At 41.3% G+C, this 18897-nt stretch carries 15 protein-coding genes; 6 read left to right on the top strand and 9 right to left on the bottom strand.

Annotated features, from left to right (window positions below; all coding sequences use genetic code 11):
* The first annotated feature begins 5 nt into the window (after nt 1-5).
* Complete coding sequence (locus RS893_RS03740) at nt 6-623, top strand: NUDIX hydrolase (RefSeq protein ID WP_315791858.1); 618 nt, start codon at nt 6-8, stop codon at nt 621-623.
* A gap of 148 nt (nt 624-771) precedes the next feature.
* Here the strand turns inward: RS893_RS03740 and RS893_RS03735 are convergent, their stop codons facing one another.
* Both RS893_RS03735 and RS893_RS03730 read right to left on the bottom strand, forming a co-directional pair.
* A complete protein-coding gene (locus tag RS893_RS03735; protein WP_315789926.1) occupies nt 772-2517 on the bottom strand; it encodes an ATP-binding protein in 1746 nt (581 codons plus the stop codon).
* Nucleotides 2518-2652: 135 nt separating this feature from the next.
* A complete protein-coding gene (locus RS893_RS03730; protein WP_315789925.1) occupies nt 2653-3450 on the bottom strand; it encodes a glutathione S-transferase family protein in 798 nt (265 codons plus the stop codon).
* A gap of 351 nt (nt 3451-3801) precedes the next feature.
* On the opposite strand from RS893_RS03730, the gene RS893_RS03725 reads away from it, so the two are divergent.
* The 3 genes from RS893_RS03725 to RS893_RS03715 all read left to right on the top strand — a co-directional run bounded on the left by RS893_RS03725 (nt 3802) and on the right by RS893_RS03715 (nt 5861).
* On the top strand, nt 3802-4632 hold the full coding sequence (locus tag RS893_RS03725; protein WP_315789924.1) for a fasciclin domain-containing protein: 831 nt from the start codon (nt 3802-3804) through the stop codon (nt 4630-4632).
* 185 nt (nt 4633-4817) lie between these two features.
* A complete protein-coding gene (locus RS893_RS03720) occupies nt 4818-5204 on the top strand; it encodes a hypothetical protein (RefSeq protein ID WP_315789923.1) in 387 nt (128 codons plus the stop codon).
* Nucleotides 5205-5426: 222 nt separating this feature from the next.
* Nucleotides 5427-5861 carry a DUF4870 domain-containing protein gene (locus RS893_RS03715; protein WP_315789922.1) on the top strand — a complete coding sequence of 145 codons (435 nt, stop codon included), beginning with the start codon at nt 5427-5429 and terminating at the stop codon, nt 5859-5861.
* A 109-nt stretch (nt 5862-5970) separates the two neighbouring features.
* Here the strand turns inward: RS893_RS03715 and RS893_RS03710 are convergent, their stop codons facing one another.
* The gene (locus RS893_RS03710; RefSeq protein ID WP_315789921.1) at nt 5971-7272 is read right to left on the bottom strand and encodes a lipid-A-disaccharide synthase; all 1302 of its coding nucleotides are present in this window, start codon (nt 7270-7272) and stop codon (nt 5971-5973) included.
* A 294-nt stretch (nt 7273-7566) separates the two neighbouring features.
* Here RS893_RS03710 and RS893_RS03705 point away from each other — a divergent pair, with 294 nt between their 5' ends.
* Nucleotides 7567-11553 (top strand): magnesium chelatase subunit H, encoded by a 3987-nt coding sequence (locus RS893_RS03705; RefSeq protein ID WP_315789920.1) that lies wholly within the window; start codon nt 7567-7569, stop codon nt 11551-11553.
* Nucleotides 11554-12206: 653 nt separating this feature from the next.
* On the opposite strand, the gene bchB is transcribed toward RS893_RS03705, so the two are convergent.
* The 6 genes from bchB to rpmI form a co-directional block, all read right to left on the bottom strand.
* Nucleotides 12207-13733, bottom strand: a complete 1527-nt coding sequence (bchB, locus tag RS893_RS03700) for a ferredoxin:protochlorophyllide reductase (ATP-dependent) subunit B (protein ID WP_315789919.1) — start codon at nt 13731-13733, stop codon at nt 12207-12209.
* 490 nt (nt 13734-14223) lie between these two features.
* A complete protein-coding gene (locus RS893_RS03695) occupies nt 14224-15576 on the bottom strand; it encodes a serine hydrolase (protein ID WP_315789918.1) in 1353 nt (450 codons plus the stop codon).
* A gap of 238 nt (nt 15577-15814) precedes the next feature.
* Complete coding sequence (locus RS893_RS03690; RefSeq protein WP_315789917.1) at nt 15815-16339, bottom strand: tetratricopeptide repeat protein; 525 nt, start codon at nt 16337-16339, stop codon at nt 15815-15817.
* A 212-nt stretch (nt 16340-16551) separates the two neighbouring features.
* Nucleotides 16552-17430 carry a transporter substrate-binding domain-containing protein gene (locus RS893_RS03685; RefSeq protein WP_315789916.1) on the bottom strand — a complete coding sequence of 293 codons (879 nt, stop codon included), beginning with the start codon at nt 17428-17430 and terminating at the stop codon, nt 16552-16554.
* A gap of 3 nt (nt 17431-17433) precedes the next feature.
* Nucleotides 17434-17790 (bottom strand): 50S ribosomal protein L20, encoded by a 357-nt coding sequence (rplT, locus tag RS893_RS03680; protein WP_315789915.1) that lies wholly within the window; start codon nt 17788-17790, stop codon nt 17434-17436.
* Nucleotides 17791-17812: 22 nt separating this feature from the next.
* Entirely contained in the window at nt 17813-18010 is a 198-nt protein-coding gene (gene rpmI / locus RS893_RS03675) for a 50S ribosomal protein L35 (RefSeq protein ID WP_009459637.1), read from the bottom strand.
* Between the two features lie 93 nt (nt 18011-18103).
* Between rpmI and RS893_RS03670 the strand changes: the two genes are divergently transcribed.
* The gene (locus RS893_RS03670) at nt 18104-18622 is read left to right on the top strand and encodes a GrpB family protein (protein ID WP_315789914.1); all 519 of its coding nucleotides are present in this window, start codon (nt 18104-18106) and stop codon (nt 18620-18622) included.
* Nucleotides 18623-18897: the final 275 nt, after the last annotated feature.

The raw sequence follows: 18897 nt of genomic DNA, 5'->3' as shown, positions 1-18897 counted from the left end.
AAAAAATGGAAGCCAAATGGTTAGAATGGGCGCAGAAATTACAAGCGATCGCTCAAACTGGGCTAACTTTTTCGGAAAATCCGTATGATATTGAACGCTTTCAATCAATAAAAGCGATCGCAGCCGAAATTTTGGCAACTCACACCAACTCTGAACTTAGTTATATCTTGGATCTATTCGACCGCGATGTCGGATATGCCACTCCCAAGGTAGATGTGCGTGGTGCAGTGTTTCGCGACGATCGTATACTACTAGTGAAAGAACGAGTTGATGGTTGTTGGACATTACCTGGTGGCTGGGCTGACATTGGTTTTTCACCCAGTGAAGTAGTCGTCAAAGAAATTTTTGAAGAATCAGGATATCTTACCCGCACTGTCAAACTTCTAGCAGTCTATGACAGAGACAGACAAGGACACCCACCCTATCCCCATTACATTTATAAACTGTTTTTTCTGTGCGAACTTTTAGGTGGTTCTCCCACACCTAGCATAGAAACAGAAGCAGTAGGATTTTTCCCTGAAAATGAAATTCCCGAATTATCTATTGGGCGTGTAACACCAGCACAAATTGCCAGACTATTTCAACATTACCGTAATCCCGATTTACCAGCAGACTTTGATTAGTTAATAGTTAGTGGTTAGTGGTTAGCAGTTAGTGGTAAAAAGTAGAAAAATAACAATCACATATCATTCACCAACGAAAAATCCATCTAAATCCATCCGTGTTCATCTGTGTGCATCGGTGTTCGACTTCCAAAACATTAATATTGCCTTAAAACCCCAAATCTGCCTTTGCCAATTCCGCAGCTGCAAAAACCTCCTCATCTGATCTCTCTTCCCAAGCAGCATCGCCAATTTCCTCATAGAAAACAGAATCGTAAGGACGGGTACGCACCACAACAGGCATAGGTACAGCATGACCTAAAATCAAAGCTTGTTGCTTAGAATCTAACTTTGCCAATACCGACTTCAAAGCACCAGCACCAGCTACCCCCGTAAAAATCGCGTCGATGTCTTTTTCATCATTCAGCAAAGCGGTGACGCGAGTCCCAATTTGAGACATGACTTCATTATCAATCCCAGATGGGCGTTGATCGACTACCAGCAGCGTGACGAAATATTTCCGCATTTCCCGGGCGATTGTCCCAAAAATAGTACTTTGGACAATAGCAGGATCTAAGAAGCGATGGGCTTCTTCGATAGTAATCATTAACTGTGTTGGTTTATCGTTAGGATTTTTGGTTTGCAAAAACTTTTCGGCTTTGCTGACATAATGTTGGTGAATGCGGCGAGTAATCATGTTTGTCACCAACATGTAAGAAAGCATATCCGATTGCGAACCAAACTCAATGACGACGTTTTTACCTGCTTCGAGCGATCGCAAAACTTGATTAACATAGTTATGCGGACAAGCAGCGCGCATGTATTTTAAATTTTCTAGACGAAACAGTTTGCGCTGTAATGCTGTAATTGAACCTTGGTGTCCCCGCTTTTCTTCGCACAGCAGTTTGATTTCTTCATTGGTCATACTCAACAATTGCAGAATCCAAGACTTGCCAAACTCTGCAAAGAGAATATTAGCATTATCTATGCTAGCGTCTGAAAGTCCTAAATCGCGAGAGCATAATTTAATATCTTCTACTTCTATTTGGTCATAACTCAGGTAAAGTTCTTGCGCGTGAGGAACACCACGTCGTTTTGTAGATTCGGGATCGAGAGTATATACCTCTACTTTGTTAGGAAATAATTGCTTTAAACCTTTAACAGTACTAAATTGTTTCCCTTCTGAAACAGCTTCCCAACCATATTCAGAATGCATATCAAATATTAAATTTACTGCGGCATTTTTGCGAATTGTCCCAGCTAAAAGTAATCTGGTCAAAAAAGATTTACCTGTTCCCGATTTGCCAAAAACACCATTGCTACGTTCCACAAAACGGTTTAAATCAAGGCACACCGGTACATCCATATCTAGTGGTTTACCGATGGAGAAATTTTTTCTTTGGGGGTCATCTTCCCAACCAAATACACGCCGAAAATCTTCTACCGAAGCATCATAAACCTGGCTAAAATGGCTAGGAATAGTTTTGACTGGCATCAATTCCATTGTTGTGCTTGTTTGGGGTTGAAATGATGCTAAGGAACTTAAAGCCTGAGATTTCGACGCTGAACTTTTTCCATTCTCCCTATCTCCCAACCCCCCCATTTCCCCATATTCTACGGGTGGGGTAAACATCAACATTGGTGCGAGAGTAATAGTACCGTAAGTACCACTTCCAGCCAGAACTTCTCGTAAAAAAGTATCCTCCCAACTAGGAGGATTGGCAATAATTCTTTGGTTTGCAGTTCCCAGCGCCACATCTGTAAGCATACAGAAAAAACGTGATCGCACCCCTTGCACCACTAAAAATTTACCGACTCGCATATCTTCAACTAAAATATCGGGATGCAATCGTACTTCTAATCCGCCTGTTAGGGAACCTTGAGTAACTGAACCTAATGGCTGTCCTAAAGTCATCGCATTAATTACATACTTACGTGCCCTATTTTATGTTGAAATCATTGATGGTTGGTAGTTATTTGTTAGAGACGCGAGGAACATCGCGTCTGTACATTAGTAGTTAAAAACCAATGACCAATGACAAATAACTAATCACTCAATTTCAATCGAAGTCGGTGCAGTTGCACCTGTACTTGCTATAAAATCCACTAGTGGTTTACGAAATTCGGCGTAAAGGCGATCACGCCAAGCAAAAAATGCTTCATAAGCAGGATTATCTGCCAAACCAGGTACTCCTTTGCCTCGTAAGGATACTGGTAAATCCAAATAAGGACCATCAGGAAATTTTAATAGTATCGATAAACCTGCCACTGCTAAGTCAGCAAGACTGGGTTGATCTCCTAATAAATAGGGACTATCTGCCAATAGCAAACATAAGGCTTCTAAATCTTGCTGCAAGTCGGTAATAGCTTTTTGGACTACCTCTGGACTATAACCTACTCCAAAACCTAAAACTTTGAGCAAATCGTTAGGTACTTCCCCAACAAAAGTTTTGAAAACATCTGGAACAGAAGTTGGTAATAAAGCTTTGCGGAAACTTTGATCTTGACTGATGGCAGAAAACAGCGCTTTGCGTCCTTTGATACCAATTGATTCATCTGCCCATTCTTCCATCATTAGGCATAAACCCCGTTGTTTGCCATTCTGGGGTATAACTGGGCGCTCAGGATAATGCAAGTCTAAATACTTAGCTATTTCTGTAGAATCAACAATATACCTATAACCGTCCTTCAGTACAGGTACTTCTGTTTGACCAGTTAGCCGAAAAAGTTCTACTTGTCCAATTCCAGGTATAACTTCAATTTTCCGATATTGTAGACCTTTATAATCGAGAATCAAACGAACTTTTTCTGAGTATTGAGATAGTTCAAATTGGTACAATTCCAGCATTTTTCCAATCCTGCAATTGGTAAATTGTTTTATCTTACAATTGTAACTTTACAAAAATTAATTTTAATGACACTTTCTCAAAAAATTGATGTCATTAGTCATTGACTTCTTGTCAATAGTCAATTGTTAATAGTTATTATTTCATTGTTATTTTTCTATCCCCATGATAAATCCTAATTTTTGTTGGAGAAATTTTGATAATTATTCAGTCGCAGTAACTTAAAAATATTCATCTCTAATCACACATCTACATTAATGATAAAAAATCCTATTTCTGTGGTTAGATTTTTTGCATAGCGAAATGTTATAAGTCTTTATGTAATCTGTAGAAATTAAAGCCAAACAAAATTTATGAAGGTAAATTATAGCAATTTGCTGACCAACTTGGCTGGTATGGTGGGAGTAACGGGCATCAGTCTTCTCATGGGTTTGCCCGTAGGGGCAGAAATATTAAATCCTAGTCCGAGTATTTTTCAAGAAGCGCCCTATAATCGTAGTCAGCGTCTTTTAGCAAACCCTAACTACACACTACTCGATAAGTCGGTACAACAAAAGGGTAATGCCCTAAATCCAAAAACGGTAGCACAAACAAATAGTGGAGGCGGGGTACTAAATCCTAGTCCCAGTATTTTCAACGAACCTCCATATAACCGTCGCCGCAGTACACCTAGCCCAGAAACACCAGTTGTACCTACCACTCCCCAAACTCAACCTTCACAACCAGGAACAGAAACAACCCCACCTCCACCAGAAGCTGGTACTGGAGACAAAACTTTAATAGCGTTGGCGGAATCAAGTAGACAGTTTACAGTTTTAACCAAAGCTTTAAAAGCAGCAGGATTAGTAGATATTCTCCAAGGTCAGGGTCCGTTCACAGTTTTCGCACCCACTGATGCAGCTTTTGCCAAATTGCCACAAGATGCTGTACAAGATTTGTTGAAGCCAGAGAATAAAGAAGTATTGGTGAAAATTTTGACCTACCATGTAGTATCTGGTCAGGTATTATCCAGCGATTTGAAATCTGGCGAAGTAAAAAGCGTTGAAGGTGGCCCGATAAGCGTCAAGGTTAATAGCCCTAAAGATGTCATGGTTAACGACGCTAAAGTAGTCCAAGCAGATATAAAAGGTAGTAACGGCGTGATTCATGCAATTGACAATGTCATTTTACCTCCTGATTTGTAATTGGTGACCGGGGCTCGGTGATCAGGGATCAGGGATCAGGGATCGGGGATCGGGAAATTAATTTAGATCCTATTTCTCTATACCTAATCCCCGTTCCCTTATCCTTTGTTTAAAATTAAAATTTCTTCAGAGGTTAAATAAGGTTAAATAGAAGCTAAATTTGATCTTTGCTGGACTTTCACACCATGCTGACTGACATATTGCCTTTTAGTTTTGACTTAGATACAGTAGCTATTGCTGGAGCAAGTTTGTGGTCTTTGGCACTATATTTAGGTTTTTCACCAGTCAGTGAATGGATTATTGAGCAACTTAATCGCTGGTTCAATTTTGCTGAGCGATCGCTCTACACTAGCAAGTCAGAATTTGAGAAAACCCGTCAGGCAAGAGAATCACAGAACGCCTTTTACGCCTCATTATTTAGCATAATACCTTTTCTTGTCATTGGCGCTCTTTGTAATTGGGGTGTGGAATTAAGTTTAGGTCGCAGTTGGGCAATCAGTATGGGTATACTTGCCTGTATTGGTTGTGGTGTGTACGAACTGGGACGGCGAGACGGCAGTTCTTCTGATTAAAAAACAGATAATTACATAATGCAACACGCTGAACTAAAAATCTCCGTGTATTTGTGTATTGGTGTTTAAAAGGTGAGAATAGAAATAAACACCATGAATATTAATATATATTACAAAACTTACAATTATTACCAATCACTAACTGAAAAATATTATGTAGATGATCTTTATTAATTAACTCTATTTGCATCAACTCTTTAGCATCAAAAGGCAATTATAAAGATGCATAACCCGCTTGATGAAACAACTCGTGCTTGGGGAATGGCTTGTCATTTTTCTGCGCTAGGAGGGTTTTTTATCCCATTTGGCTCGGTTTTAATTCCCCTAATTATTTGGCTTACTCAAAAAGATAAGCACCTATTTATTGATGAACAAGGGAAAGAATCTGTTAATTTTCAGCTTTCACTTATAATTTATATATTCTCATTTGGCTTGATTTTAAATTTTTTACTAGTACTAATCTTTATCCTATTAGCTCTTCTGTCAAAAGATTATTCACCTAGTTTTTTAGATTTAATTATACCTTGGCAAATATTGCCAGTATTTATTGCTATAGTAGTAATAATTTTTCAGTTAATCATGACAATTATTGGAGGACTTCGTGCTTATAACGGTCAATCTTATCGCTATCCTTTTAATTTACGACTTTTGAAGTAGATAATTCTATAATTGTTTTTCTATAGCAATCCTAAATATTCGTGAGTCTCAGATCCCGGCTTCTCTAAGAAGTCGGGATCTGAGACTCAAATCCAAAAATTTTAATCACTTAGCCTTTTATCTCTTCATATACCAACTCTGCTAATTTATTGGCTGCACCTGTTTCTCCTCTGATGCTTTGCAGTTTTGCTCGCATTTCGTCCAATTTTTCTGGATGATTTAAATAATCAAGAACAATTTCTCCAACTTCTTTGGGTTGAAGTTTTCCTACTAATTCTGGAACAACTTCTGATTTTGCCCAGATATTAGGCCATGCCAATAAGCCTTTACGCTGTAAAAATAACCAGTTAATAAACTTAGCAAAACTCGAACCTACTCCCGGTAAATTTACCAAAATTCCCGGTAAACCATCCCATGATTTCATGGCATCCAGTTGTTGAGTAGGTAGCAAAACAATCATTGGTACAGCTAAAGAACCGAGTTCGGCTGTATTTGCGCCTACTGTAGTTAAGCAAATTCGGCACTGAGACAATTTGTCGTAGGCTGGATGATTGATGATTAATTCTATATTTAAACCACTTGAGGTTTTCAGTATCGGAGGTTCAGAATTATTTAATTGGGCAGACACACCACCGAAAATTTTTACGTAAGGATTTTTCTGAGGATCGGCAAAACTGGCTAAAGTTTGTAAATCCAAAGTTGGCGCTACAGGAATAAAAAACTTTGTTTGTGGTCTTTTGGCTTGAACATATTCTGCGATCGCTAAAGTTAAAGGCACTCCCTGGGATAATTTTGCAGGCTTGGAACCGGGGAGTAGACCAATTAGTTCGGTTTGGAATTGGGAGGTGTGAGGAGTATGAGGAGTATGATGAGTGTGAGGAGTTTTTTCTAGTACTACTTCTGAAGAGGTTTCTGCCATTAAATCTCCGACAACTGTAAATTTATGGGCATATTTAGGCGCGACTTTGGCAGCAACTTCTGCTTTCATGACTCCGAAACGATCAATTAGGTTATGCCAGCGTGCTTCCCATTCTGCATAAACAACGGTGCGATAACCCAGCCTTTTAGCAATCACTACGGGAAAAAATTGATCACCACCAAGAAAAATCACTACACCTTTACTTCTCCAGTCCCAATTTTCATGAGTTTTTCCCCAAAGTAAAAATTGCCAAAAATACTCGGCAGCCTGGACTCTGTCTACTTCTGGATAAGAACGGGCTATATCCGCTTCCTTGCCACTGGCGTGAGGACAAGGTGAGAGAACGACCGAAATTCTGAAGTGCGTTCGCGTAGCGTCTCCTTCGGAGAATCGCTCCCAGCCTAATTTTTGCCGTAATGCCTTGACTACAGGTCGTACCCATGTAGTTACTTCGCCAGGGCCATTAGAAAGAATCAAAATATCAAAAGTCATTTGTCAATAGTTAATGGTCAATGGTCAATGGTCATTTTTTACTTATTTTTCTCCCTTGTCCCCCTTGTCTTCCGTGTCTCCCTTGTTTGTGATAACTAAAATAATTTACAAAAATTAACAAATTGCGAGTATTCACTTTTGAAATTAGTCAAAATCTGTAACAATATGTTTCGTTGTTTATATCTTTTTGTGTCAGATAGGCGACAAAATCACCACGCAGTAAGCTTTTTCTGATAAAAAAAGACTGAGATTGCCGATAGAGTAGAGAACACGCATCAAAGGAGCCGAGGAAGCATGTTCACCCACGTCAAGTCCACCATTAGACACATTGCGCCTGATGATCTGCGAGGGCGTCATTTAATTAAGGTGGTCTATGTCGTGTTAGAGTCCCAATACCAGAGTGCATTGTCACAAGCGGTTAGGGTCATTAACAAAAACCATCCTAACGTGGCGATTGAAATCAGCGGCTACTTGATTGAAGAACTCCGTTCACCAGAAAACTACGAGGAGTTCAACAAAGATGTCGAGACTGCCAATATATTTATCGCCTCACTAATTTTTATTGAAGACTTAGCTCAGAAAGTAGTAGAAGCAGTACAACCACATCGCGATCGCCTTGATGTTGCTGTTGTTTTTCCATCAATGCCAGAAGTGATGCGCCTAAACAAAATGGGCAGCTTCTCAATGGCACAATTAGGGCAGTCTAAGAGTGCGATCGCTCAATTCATGCGTAAGCGCAAGGAAAAATCCGGCGCTGGCTTTGAAGATGCGATGCTTAAGTTGTTAAGGACTCTGCCACAAGTGCTGAAGTTCCTACCAATGGAAAAAGCACAGGATGCCAGAAATTTCATGTTGAGCTTTCAGTATTGGCTAGGGGGTTCACCAGAAAACCTGGAAAACTTCTTGCTGATGCTAGCTGATAAATATGTACTGAAAAATTCCGATACGCCTCATGGCGCGTCTCTACAATATGACGCACCAGTTGTTTACCCAGATATGGGTATTTGGCATCCTTTGTCAATGACAATGTTTGAGGATGTCAGAGAGTATCTCAACTGGTACAACAGCCGTAAGGATATTTCCAAAGATTTGCAAGATCCCTTAGCACCCTGTATCGGCTTAGTGTTGCAGCGCACTCACCTAGTTACAGGTGATGATGCTCACTACGTGGCAATGGTGCAGGAATTAGAAGCTATGGGCGCACGGGTAATTTCTGTATTTGCTGGTGGTTTGGATTTTTCTAAACCTGTAGATGCCTACTTTTACGAACCAACTACCAAGTCACCTTTAGTAGATGGTGTGATATCTTTGACAGGTTTTGCTTTGGTAGGTGGGCCAGCACGTCAAGATCATCCCAAGGCAATTGAAGCTCTCAAGCGCTTAAATCGTCCTTACATGGTAGCATTACCTTTGGTATTCCAAACTACCGAAGAGTGGATGGATAGCGATTTGGGCTTACACCCGATTCAAGTGGCACTGCAAATTGCTATCCCAGAATTAGATGGGGCAATTGAACCGATTATATTCTCAGGAAGGGATGGTGCGACAGGAAAAGCGATCGCTCTCCAAGATCGGATCGAAGCAGTTGCCCAACGCGCCTTCAAATGGGCAAACCTGCGTCGCAAACCCAAGCTACAAAAGAAAGTTGCCATCACCGTTTTCAGCTTTCCGCCAGATAAAGGTAATGTGGGTACCGCCGCTTACTTAGATGTATTTGGTTCCATCTACGAGGTGATGAAAGCCCTGAAAAACAATGGCTACGACGTGCAAGACTTGCCGGAAAATGCCCAAGCCTTGATGCAAGAAGTTATCCACGATGCCCAAGCCCAGTACAGCAGCCCCGAACTGAACATTGCCTATCGCATGTCTGTACCTGAGTATGAAGCACTCACCCCCTACTCCCAACGGTTAGAAGAAAATTGGGGGCCACCACCAGGACACCTCAACAGCGACGGACAAAACCTGCTGATTTACGGTAAGCATTTTGGTAATGTCTTCATTGGTGTTCAACCCACCTTTGGTTACGAAGGCGATCCGATGCGGCTGTTGTTCTCCCGTTCCGCCAGTCCCCATCATGGTTTTGCTGCTTACTACACCTACCTAGAACAAGTGTGGCAAGCTGACGCCGTGCTGCACTTCGGTACACACGGTTCCTTGGAATTCATGCCAGGAAAGCAGATGGGTATGTCTGGTGAATGTTACCCAGATAATTTAATTGGTACAATTCCCAATCTGTATTATTACGCAGCCAACAACCCCAGCGAAGCCACAATTGCTAAGCGTCGGGGCTATGCGGAAACTATTTCTTACCTAACTCCCCCTGCGGAAAATGCTGGTTTATACAAAGGTTTGAAAGAACTTAGTGATTTAATTGCTTCTTACCAAACCTTAAAAGACACTGGACGCGGTATTCCCATTGTCAACACCATTATGGACAAGTGCCGGATGGTGAACTTGGATAAAGATATTAATTTGCCAGAAACCGATGCTAAAGATATGTCTGCCGAAGAGCGAGATAATATCGTTGGCATGGTCTACCGCAAATTAATGGAAATAGAATCGCGACTGTTGCCTTGCGGTTTACATGTGATTGGTAAACCTCCAAGTGCAGAAGAAGCAGTCGCCACCCTCGTAAATATCGCTGGCTTAGATCGTCCAGAAGAAGAAATTCAAAGCTTACCCCGAATTATCGCCAACAGTGTAGGACGGGACATCGACGAAATTTACAAAAATAGCGATCGCGGCATCTTAGAAGATGTCCAACTGCTGCAAGACATCACAATGGCAACCCGCGCCGCAGTTTCTGCCCTTGTCCAAGAACAAACAGATGCAGAGGGCAGAGTTTCCTTTGTTTCCAAGCTGAATTTCTTCAATATGGGCAAAAAAGAACCTTGGGTAGAAGCACTGCATCAAGCAGGTTACACCAAGGTTGACACTACAACACTGAAACCTCTGTTTGAGTATTTAGAATTCTGCTTACAACAAGTTTGTGCTGACAACGAACTTGGTGCTTTACTCCAAGGTTTAGAAGGCGAGTACGTCTTACCTGGCCCTGGCGGTGACCCCATCCGCAATCCGGATGTATTACCTACAGGTAAAAATATACACGCCCTCGATCCGCAAGCCATCCCCACTCAAGCGGCAGTACAATCAGCCAAAATCGTTGTTGATAGACTACTAGCAAGGCATAGGGCTGAAAACGGTGGTAATTACCCCGAAACCATTGCCTCTGTGCTTTGGGGAACCGATAATATCAAAACTTACGGGGAATCCCTAGCCCAAATTATGTGGATGGTGGGTGTGCGTCCGGTTCCCGATGCTTTGGGAAGAGTCAACAAGTTGGAATTAATACCCCTAGAAGAGTTGGGACGTCCCAGAATTGACGTGGTAATCAACTGTTCTGGTGTATTCCGTGACTTGTTTATCAATCAGATGAACCTGCTAGATAAAGCCGTGAAAATGGCTGCGGAAGCAGATGAACCTGTAGAAATGAACTATGTCCGCAAACACGCTTTGCAACAAGCAGAAGAAATGGGGATTAATCTACGTCAAGCAGCAACTCGTGTCTTCTCCAACGCTTCTGGTTCCTATTCATCCAACATCAACTTGGCGGTAGAAAACAGCACTTGGGAAAGCGAAGCTGAGTTGCAAGAAATGTACCTGAACCGCAAATCCTTTGCTTTTAGTGCCGATAACCCTGGTACGATGGAAGAATCTCGGAAGATATTTGAAACTACCTTAAAAACTGCCGAGGTAACTTTTCAAAACCTGGACTCCTCCGAAATCAGCTTAACTGACGTTTCTCATTACTTCGACTCCGATCCCACTAAAGTTGTGGCAAATCTGCGTGGTGATGGTAAAACACCAGCATCATACATTGCAGATACCACAACAGCCAATGCCCAAGTGCGGACACTATCAGAAACTGTGCGTTTGGATGCCCGTACTAAATTATTAAATCCCAAGTGGTACGAAGGGATGCTATCTCACGGTTACGAAGGTGTACGGGAACTCTCCAAACGCTTGGTAAACACAATGGGTTGGAGTGCGACTGCTGGTGCTGTTGATAACTGGGTTTACGAGGATGTGAACACCACGTTTATCCAGGATGAAGAGATGCAAAAGCGGTTGATGAACATGAACCCCCATTCTTTCCGCAAGATTGTATCAACTTTGTTGGAAGTAAATGGACGCGGTTATTGGGAGACAAGTGAGAGTAATTTAGAGAAATTGCGGGAGTTGTATCAGGAGGTTGAGGATCGCATTGAAGGGATTGAGTAGGTTATGACTATGTAGAAACACCCAATGTAGAGACGCGCCATGCGCGTCTCTATAGATGATCTATGCCGATAAACCTATGAAGCCCAAGTTCCAAGACAAACATCGAGTTGAATCAATTCGATTACCAAATCGAGATTACACTGCGAATGGATCGTATTTCGTAACCATATGCACGCGTGATCGCACTAAATAATTTACTTTTTAACAAATTGATTATTTGCTACTAATAGCAGCAATGAGTTCGCTGTACTTTATTATCTAGAGTCTTGTATTCTTTTCTATACGACTTAAGAGATCAATAATTGCTATTAAAACTTCTGTAAAAGTATATACTATAGTACAACTAATAACTAAATAAAGTAAAGCTCCTAACAAAACAGAATCATAATATGATTGAAAAGTCAAGGTGCGAAAGATGGAAAATTGTATAACAAAAGAAACAATAACAATAAAATAGCCGATAAATTGAAGTATTCTGAGAATAGTAATTAATCTTGTGTATAGTCTATTTTGATTAGAACAGTTAGGTAATTGGTTACTGCTGATAAATTACAATTTTAAAATTATTTAATTAATAGGAATAAGAAAAGTGTTTCCAAGAAGGAAACACTCTTATGTCATACCTAGCTTGAAGCTGAAACCTAACTATATACCTACGCCCCGACAGCTTCCTTAGCAGCGTACAGCACTTCAACTGTGATATCTTTGATGCCACGCTCACGAGCAAATTTCTCGGTGTTGCGTTTCACTTTACCACGGACAAAACCAGGAATTTTGTTCAATTCTGCTAAACCATCTTTAGTCCAGTTGAGGTCAGATTCAGCAGATATACCCTTGGTAATTACTTCTTTAGTATCGTGTCCGCCGAAGATTTCGAGCAAGTGGTCTTCCATCCCCAGTGTAAAGGAATTGTACACCAAGTCGGCAATTTGGTTAGTACCTTCGTAACCCATGAATGGTTTATAACCAATAGGGAAGTTCTGAATGTGGATGGGTGCAGCAATCACACCGCAGGGGATATTCAGACGCTTACCAACGTGACGTTCCATTTGTGTACCGAAAATAGCAGCAGGTTCGACACGAGCGATCGCATCCCCAATTTGACCATGATCGTCGGTAATAATGACTTCATCACAGTATTCGCTAACTTGTTCCCGGAACCAGTCAGCATCATATTTGCAGTAGGTTCCAGCCCAGACAACGTGAATACCCATTTCCCTGGCCAAAATTTTGGTCATCGCGGCGGCATGTGTGTTATCACCAAAGACTACTGCTTTTTTGCCTGTCAAGTTCTGACAGTCAATTGAGCGGGAAAACCAAGCAGCCTGAGATACATGTAGGGTTTGCTCGTTGATGAAGTCTTCGTAGTCAACATCAGCACCTTGGGCATTAACTACCTGCTGAATTTTACGGATGCAACGAGCTGTTTCCACTACTCCCATTGGCGTGATGTCGACATAAGGCATCCCAAATTCTGCTTCCAAGTAACGAGCTGCCATTAAGCCGAGTTCCCGGTAAGGACAGAGGTTGAACCACGCACGAGGCAAGTTTTTCAGCTCGTGAACCGAAGCACCTTCGGGGATAACAGCGTTTACTTCAATCCCCAAATCTGCCATCAACCGTTTCATCTCGGTGCTATCGTGTTGGTTGTGGAAGCCGAGAGTTGAAATACCGATGATGTTGACAGAAGGTTTAGCGGTTTTGCCTTCTGGAAGTTCGCCTTTTTTGCGAGCTTTTTCAATATAAAATTGGACAATTTGATGGAGAGTGCGATCAGCTGCTTGCAATTCGTTGACGCGATAGTGGTTCACATCCGCCAGCATCACATCACCTTTGGCTTCCAACTGCGCCCGTTCCACAAAGTTTTGCAAGTCTTCTTGCAGAATACTAGAAGTACAGGTGGGGGTAAGAACAATGAGGTCTGGATGTTCTTCGGCATCTTTACGGGTAATATTATTGACCACCTTTTCTTGAGAACCACGTGCTAAAACGTTGCGGTCAACAACACTGGCAGTTACTGGGGTGAAGTCCCGCTCTCGTTCCAGCATCGAGCGCATGACGTTAAAGTAGTCATCGCCCAGTGGTGCGTGCATGATGGCATGAACATTTTTGAAAGAACTGGCGATCCGCAGAGTGCCAATATGGGCTGGGCCTGCATACATCCAGTAAGCCAATTTCATGATAGTGTTCTCCCTTGAAATTAAACCAAGTGTGCCTGAATAAGAGGTGGACTTTTAGCGTTTAATTATTAAATCGTTTTTGATTCTCTCAAATGTTCAAGCCTGGCAGTAGTTGGCTTCTTGTAAGTTTACATCTTCTAACAATGCTTGAAATGTGGTTGCTGATTGGGATTGGATGCTCTACTAAAACAACATTTGTGTTGTTATTCAATAAAAATTAACGTTTTGGTAAAATTCCTTAGCATTTAGGAACTTGCAAGGTGATAATGGCTAGTTGCTGGCGATCGCGGCAAGTTGTGACCATAGCATAATTATGCTATTTTTTAGCAGGAATATGTACACGGAAGCCCACCGCATCTTCCATTAGTTGTCTATGTCAAACCATTGGACATTGTGTTTCCGACATTCCTGTCTAAAGAACTGGCTAAGGCAATGAAATCAAATCATTCAACTTTTGATACAGATCTGAATCTGTACGCAAAATATAACTTTAATTCACTCTGGTTGCTATACGATCTCGTCCACCTTGATGCAGAATCACATAAGATGCCTTGCCTGTCTCATCCACTACGAACGTACGTTGAGCATCCATCGCCTTCAAAAAAAACTTTGTTGAAGACTCTGGAAACATTTCTACTCGTTCTTGTCCAGCCCATTGAGTAAAAATGCGATCAGACTTTTTTGTAACTATCATGACCCATCCAGGTTCTAGTTCATATTGTCCGACATAGGCATCATAAATGGCAGGATCAAGTTCAATCACTTGCCGTTGCATAGGCAGCTCATAAGGTTGATTAAATAAAATAGCAGCTAAATCATTCGTAATAGATATAACTGGTGCTACTACTGCTGCGTCAATGTTAGTAAGCACAATAATAGAAACTTGTTCATCTGGATATCTAGCAATGCGAGTGCTAAAGCCATCAATCCCACCACCGTGGTACAAAAGCTTGCGTCCATAATGAGTACATATAATTCCTCCATAGCCGTGGTAATATCCTTTACCATTTTCTGCTTCTCGAATCACGACCTTGGGTGTAAACATCATTTCTCTGGACTCGGCGCTCAATACTGTATCTGTATTAAGCCCTTGCTCCCATTTATAGAGATCTTCAATCGTTGAATACATTCCCCCAGCGCCCGATGACCATGATATATCGACAAAATCTGCATTCTGGTATACTTCGCCAGAGAAAATGTAGCCCGAAGCTCGATGGGGCAAAATCAACTCTTGCCGATCATAGCCTGAATCAAGCATTCCTAAAGGTTCAAGAATCTGATGTTGCAGATAATCGGCATAGGAGTGACCAGAGACTATTTCAATAATCTTAGTAAGCACTACGTAACCAGAGTTAGTGTAGCGGTAGCTTTCACCTGGCGTAAACTCTAGTGGTTCACTGCTAAACCGGGCTATCAAATCATCCAACATTACCTTGATTTTCTTTTGCTGCTCAAAGTTAGAAAATTCTGTATAGTTGGGAATACCAGAAGTGTGGTTGAGCAGGTGATGAATAGTAATTTGCTCGCCGTTAGGGTAGTTAGGCAAATAAGCTGAAATCTCTTGATGCACTTCAAGCAAACCTTGCTCTTGAAGTTGCAAAATTGCCGTTGCTGTGAACTGCTTAGTAATGGAACCGAGACGGAACTTCGTTTGGGGAATATTTGGAACATTATGTTCAAGGTTAGCCATGCCATAGCCTGCACTCAAGAGTACTTCACCTGCACAGGCAACTAATACTGACCCCATGAAGTAGCGATTTGCTAAACATGCTTGCAGATAAGCCTTCATCTCGTCTGCAATAGCTTGATTAGCAGACTGTGTCTGGTTTCGTTGCTCAACCATGAAATATATAACTTAGTAACAAAAAATCACAGTAAATCCGCGATTAAGTGTAAATAGACTGTAACATTAGTCACTGTAGCGACCAAATTATTCACTCATTACCAGGCTAAAGCCTGGTAATAATAAAATAACAAATAGGCTCTGCCTCCTCAATTTTATTTGAGATAGAGCCTCCCTAAAATATTTCCGCGTTTAGCATGGGAACAACTATCATTCATAAACAACCCACAAACAATAATTACGTAGTTACCAAACGTCGTAAAGATTCAGCACGTCGTTTAGCAGTAGAGTTCTTCGGATCGTACTTAAGTGCTTCTTCGTAAGCTTGTAATGCTTGAGCAGTTAAATTTTTGCGCTCGTATGCATGAGCAAGATTATTTAATGCTGTAACATAATCCGGCTTTATTTTCAGCGCCTCTTTGTACTGGCGAATTGCTAAATCATACTGTTCTTGGGCAAAGTAAGCGAAACCTAGCCCATTGTAGATCACAGCTATATTTTCTTCTCCCTCTTCTTCTGCGGCTTTGAGAGCTTTTTGAAACAGAGTCACCGCTTGAGAATAGACTTTTTTTTCTGAATAGATACTAGCTAATTCGTAATACTCTTGAGTTGTTCCTTTTTCTTTTGAGAGTTTGTTTCGCAAGCGAGAAAAGTTTCTTTCTATTTTACGATTTTTGAAAATCTGGGGAACAACATTAATAAAGGTAAATAAAAGAATACCCACCAAGATTGCAAGATAAATAACCGCTAAATTGCTATCCATTTTCAATTGTCCAAACTCAAGTGTCAATCGTCTAGAGTCAATAGTTTTTTCCATTGACCAGAAGCATCCCAATTTTTCAAAAGCAAAACGAAGTAACTCGATTAACACTCTGTGTTCCTTTGCGTTAACCTCTGCGACCCTTTGCGTTAAAAAATAAACTCAAACATTTAGGATGTTCCTCATTGACCAATAACCATTGACCAATGACTATTTTACGGTAAACTCCAGTGTTGAGCGCGTTGCTGAAGCCAACCTGTTTCCAAATAACGTGCGATCGCTCCATTTACTCGACGTCGCAGATCATCATACTGCAATCCCTTAGGCATGACTACAGATAAAGGTTCAGTTGATAGCTTTATTGTCAGTAGCCGATACTGAGGATATTGTTGCACCCAACCACTAAGGACACTAGTATCGGCGGCAAAAGCTACTACAGTATTATTTTCTAGAAGCGATCGCCCTTCTTGATAAGAATCAACCCCTACCAAATCTGCATGTGGCAAATAATACCGAACATCGGCTATCGTACTAGAGTTGTTGAGAAGAGCTATTTTCTGTTTTTCTAAGTCGCCTAGATTCTGTATAGAGGTATTTTTTGTAATTAATCTCGTGCCATCAAAGTAGTAAGGAATACTTAGGCTTACCAAGCGGGCGCGTGATTCGGTTGCTGTCACCCTGGCAATAGTGAGATCAACTTTGTTGTCTAATACTTGTGAGAGGCGATCGCGATTAGCTACAGGTTTGAGTTTGACAGCATTTGCTTTCCCGAGTAAATCTGCTGCTAATTGTTGGGCTAAGTCAATCTCCAAACCTTGGAGATCGCCTTTTGTGTCTCTAAATCCCAAGGGACGCAAATTATCTTTGACAGCTATATTTAAATAGCCCCGCCGCTGAATTTTTGTCAGTTCTGCGGCAGATGCTGATGATTGTGTACCTACAATTACAAGGGCAAATAGCAACAACAAAAGAATTATTTTTTTGCCAATACTCCTAAAAAAGTAATTGCAGGAGCTAAGTGTTTGGTGCTGGGTTTTTCTCCCCATCACCCTATCACCCCATCTCCCCATGATTACTTGTCTAGGACTACACATGGTTTAACTTTTAGCTTGGCTTGCTAATTGTGCCACTTTAGCAAAACCAGTTGGATCGAGGACAGCCATTTGTGCCAACATTTTGCGATTGAGTTGGATGTTAGCTTTTTTGAGATTACCGATAAACTGGCTGTAGCTCATGCCATGTTGACGAACAGCAGCATTGATGCGGGTAATCCAGAGGCGACGGAAATCACGTTTGCGCTTTTTGCGATCGCGATAGGCACTCCGCAGCGCCTTCATTACTTGTTGATTAGCGGTTCTAAACAGAGTAGAGTGAGAACCACGAAAACCCTTGGCGAGTTTGAGAATTTTTTTGCGGCGTTTACGAGCAACGTTACCGCGTTTTACCCTTGTCATAGCTTAAGTATTCCTGAACAAATTACAAATAGGGGAGCATCAAACGCACGTTTTCGGCATCGCGCTCGTCCACAAGAACCATTTTGGAAAGCTTACGCTTTTTATTAGAAGTTTTGTGTTCGAGCAGGTGGTTTTTGAATGCCTTGCGACGTACGATTTTACCACTGCCGGTAGCGCGGAACCGTTTTGCCGCGGCTTTGCGAGTTTTGAGTTTAGGCATGATGGGTTTTAAAACGACACAATCTATCATTATAAACTATCGAATTTAGAAACTAACCGCAAAGGCGCGAAGAAGTAATAAGGAGAAGTAAAGATGGATGAGGTGGTGATTGCTGAATACGATCCGCGATGGCAAATTATGTTTGCGGAAGAAGCAATACGTATTTGGCAAGTACTAGGAAGTGATTTGGTTGTTGAGATTGAGCATATTGGTAGTACGGCGATACCAGGACTTGCAGCCAAACCAGTGATTGATATTATGGTGGGAGTGCGTTCTTTAGAGGATGCCAAACAAGCTATTCCTGTGTTAGAAGTGCTGAGCTATGTTTATTGGCGAGATGATCCACGTTCAGGAAGGATGTTTTTTGTGAAAGGAATGCCGCCATACGGCAAATGTCGCACGCATCACGTTCATATTGTTGAGGCACATGGTGAATTTTGGCAGCGAAAGTTATTCCGGGATTATTTGCGGATGCATCCTGAAGAAGCAAAGCGTTATGAAGCTTTAAAAAGAGATTTAGTAGCACGTTTTCCTACAGATCGAGAAGCTTATACTAATGGCAAGAGCGAGTTTATTCATATAGTGATGGTAAAAGCACAGTGTCAACATTAGAACTGTTGCAAAAGTCTATTTTTCAAAAGACGAACACCGATAAACACCGATAAACTTTATGTTCAGCTGTGTAGTCTGCTTTAAGCCTATGAGCGCGTCTACATCTGTGTTCATCTGTGTTCATCTGTGGTCGTAATAAAAATTTATCCTGAATTTTGCAAGATATCTATTGAAATATGAAATACGTTATTTTAAATAACAGTTGAGCGCGAAAATTTCAGATATGAGTTCGATAAAATATTGAATATTCCCACAATACATGGACATTTAACTGT

This window comes from Fischerella sp. JS2, from assembly GCF_032393985.1.
Taxonomy (GTDB): domain Bacteria; phylum Cyanobacteriota; class Cyanobacteriia; order Cyanobacteriales; family Nostocaceae; genus Fischerella.
Note: the sequence above shows the minus strand (reverse complement) of the source record. Positions and strands in the feature narration are given on the sequence as shown.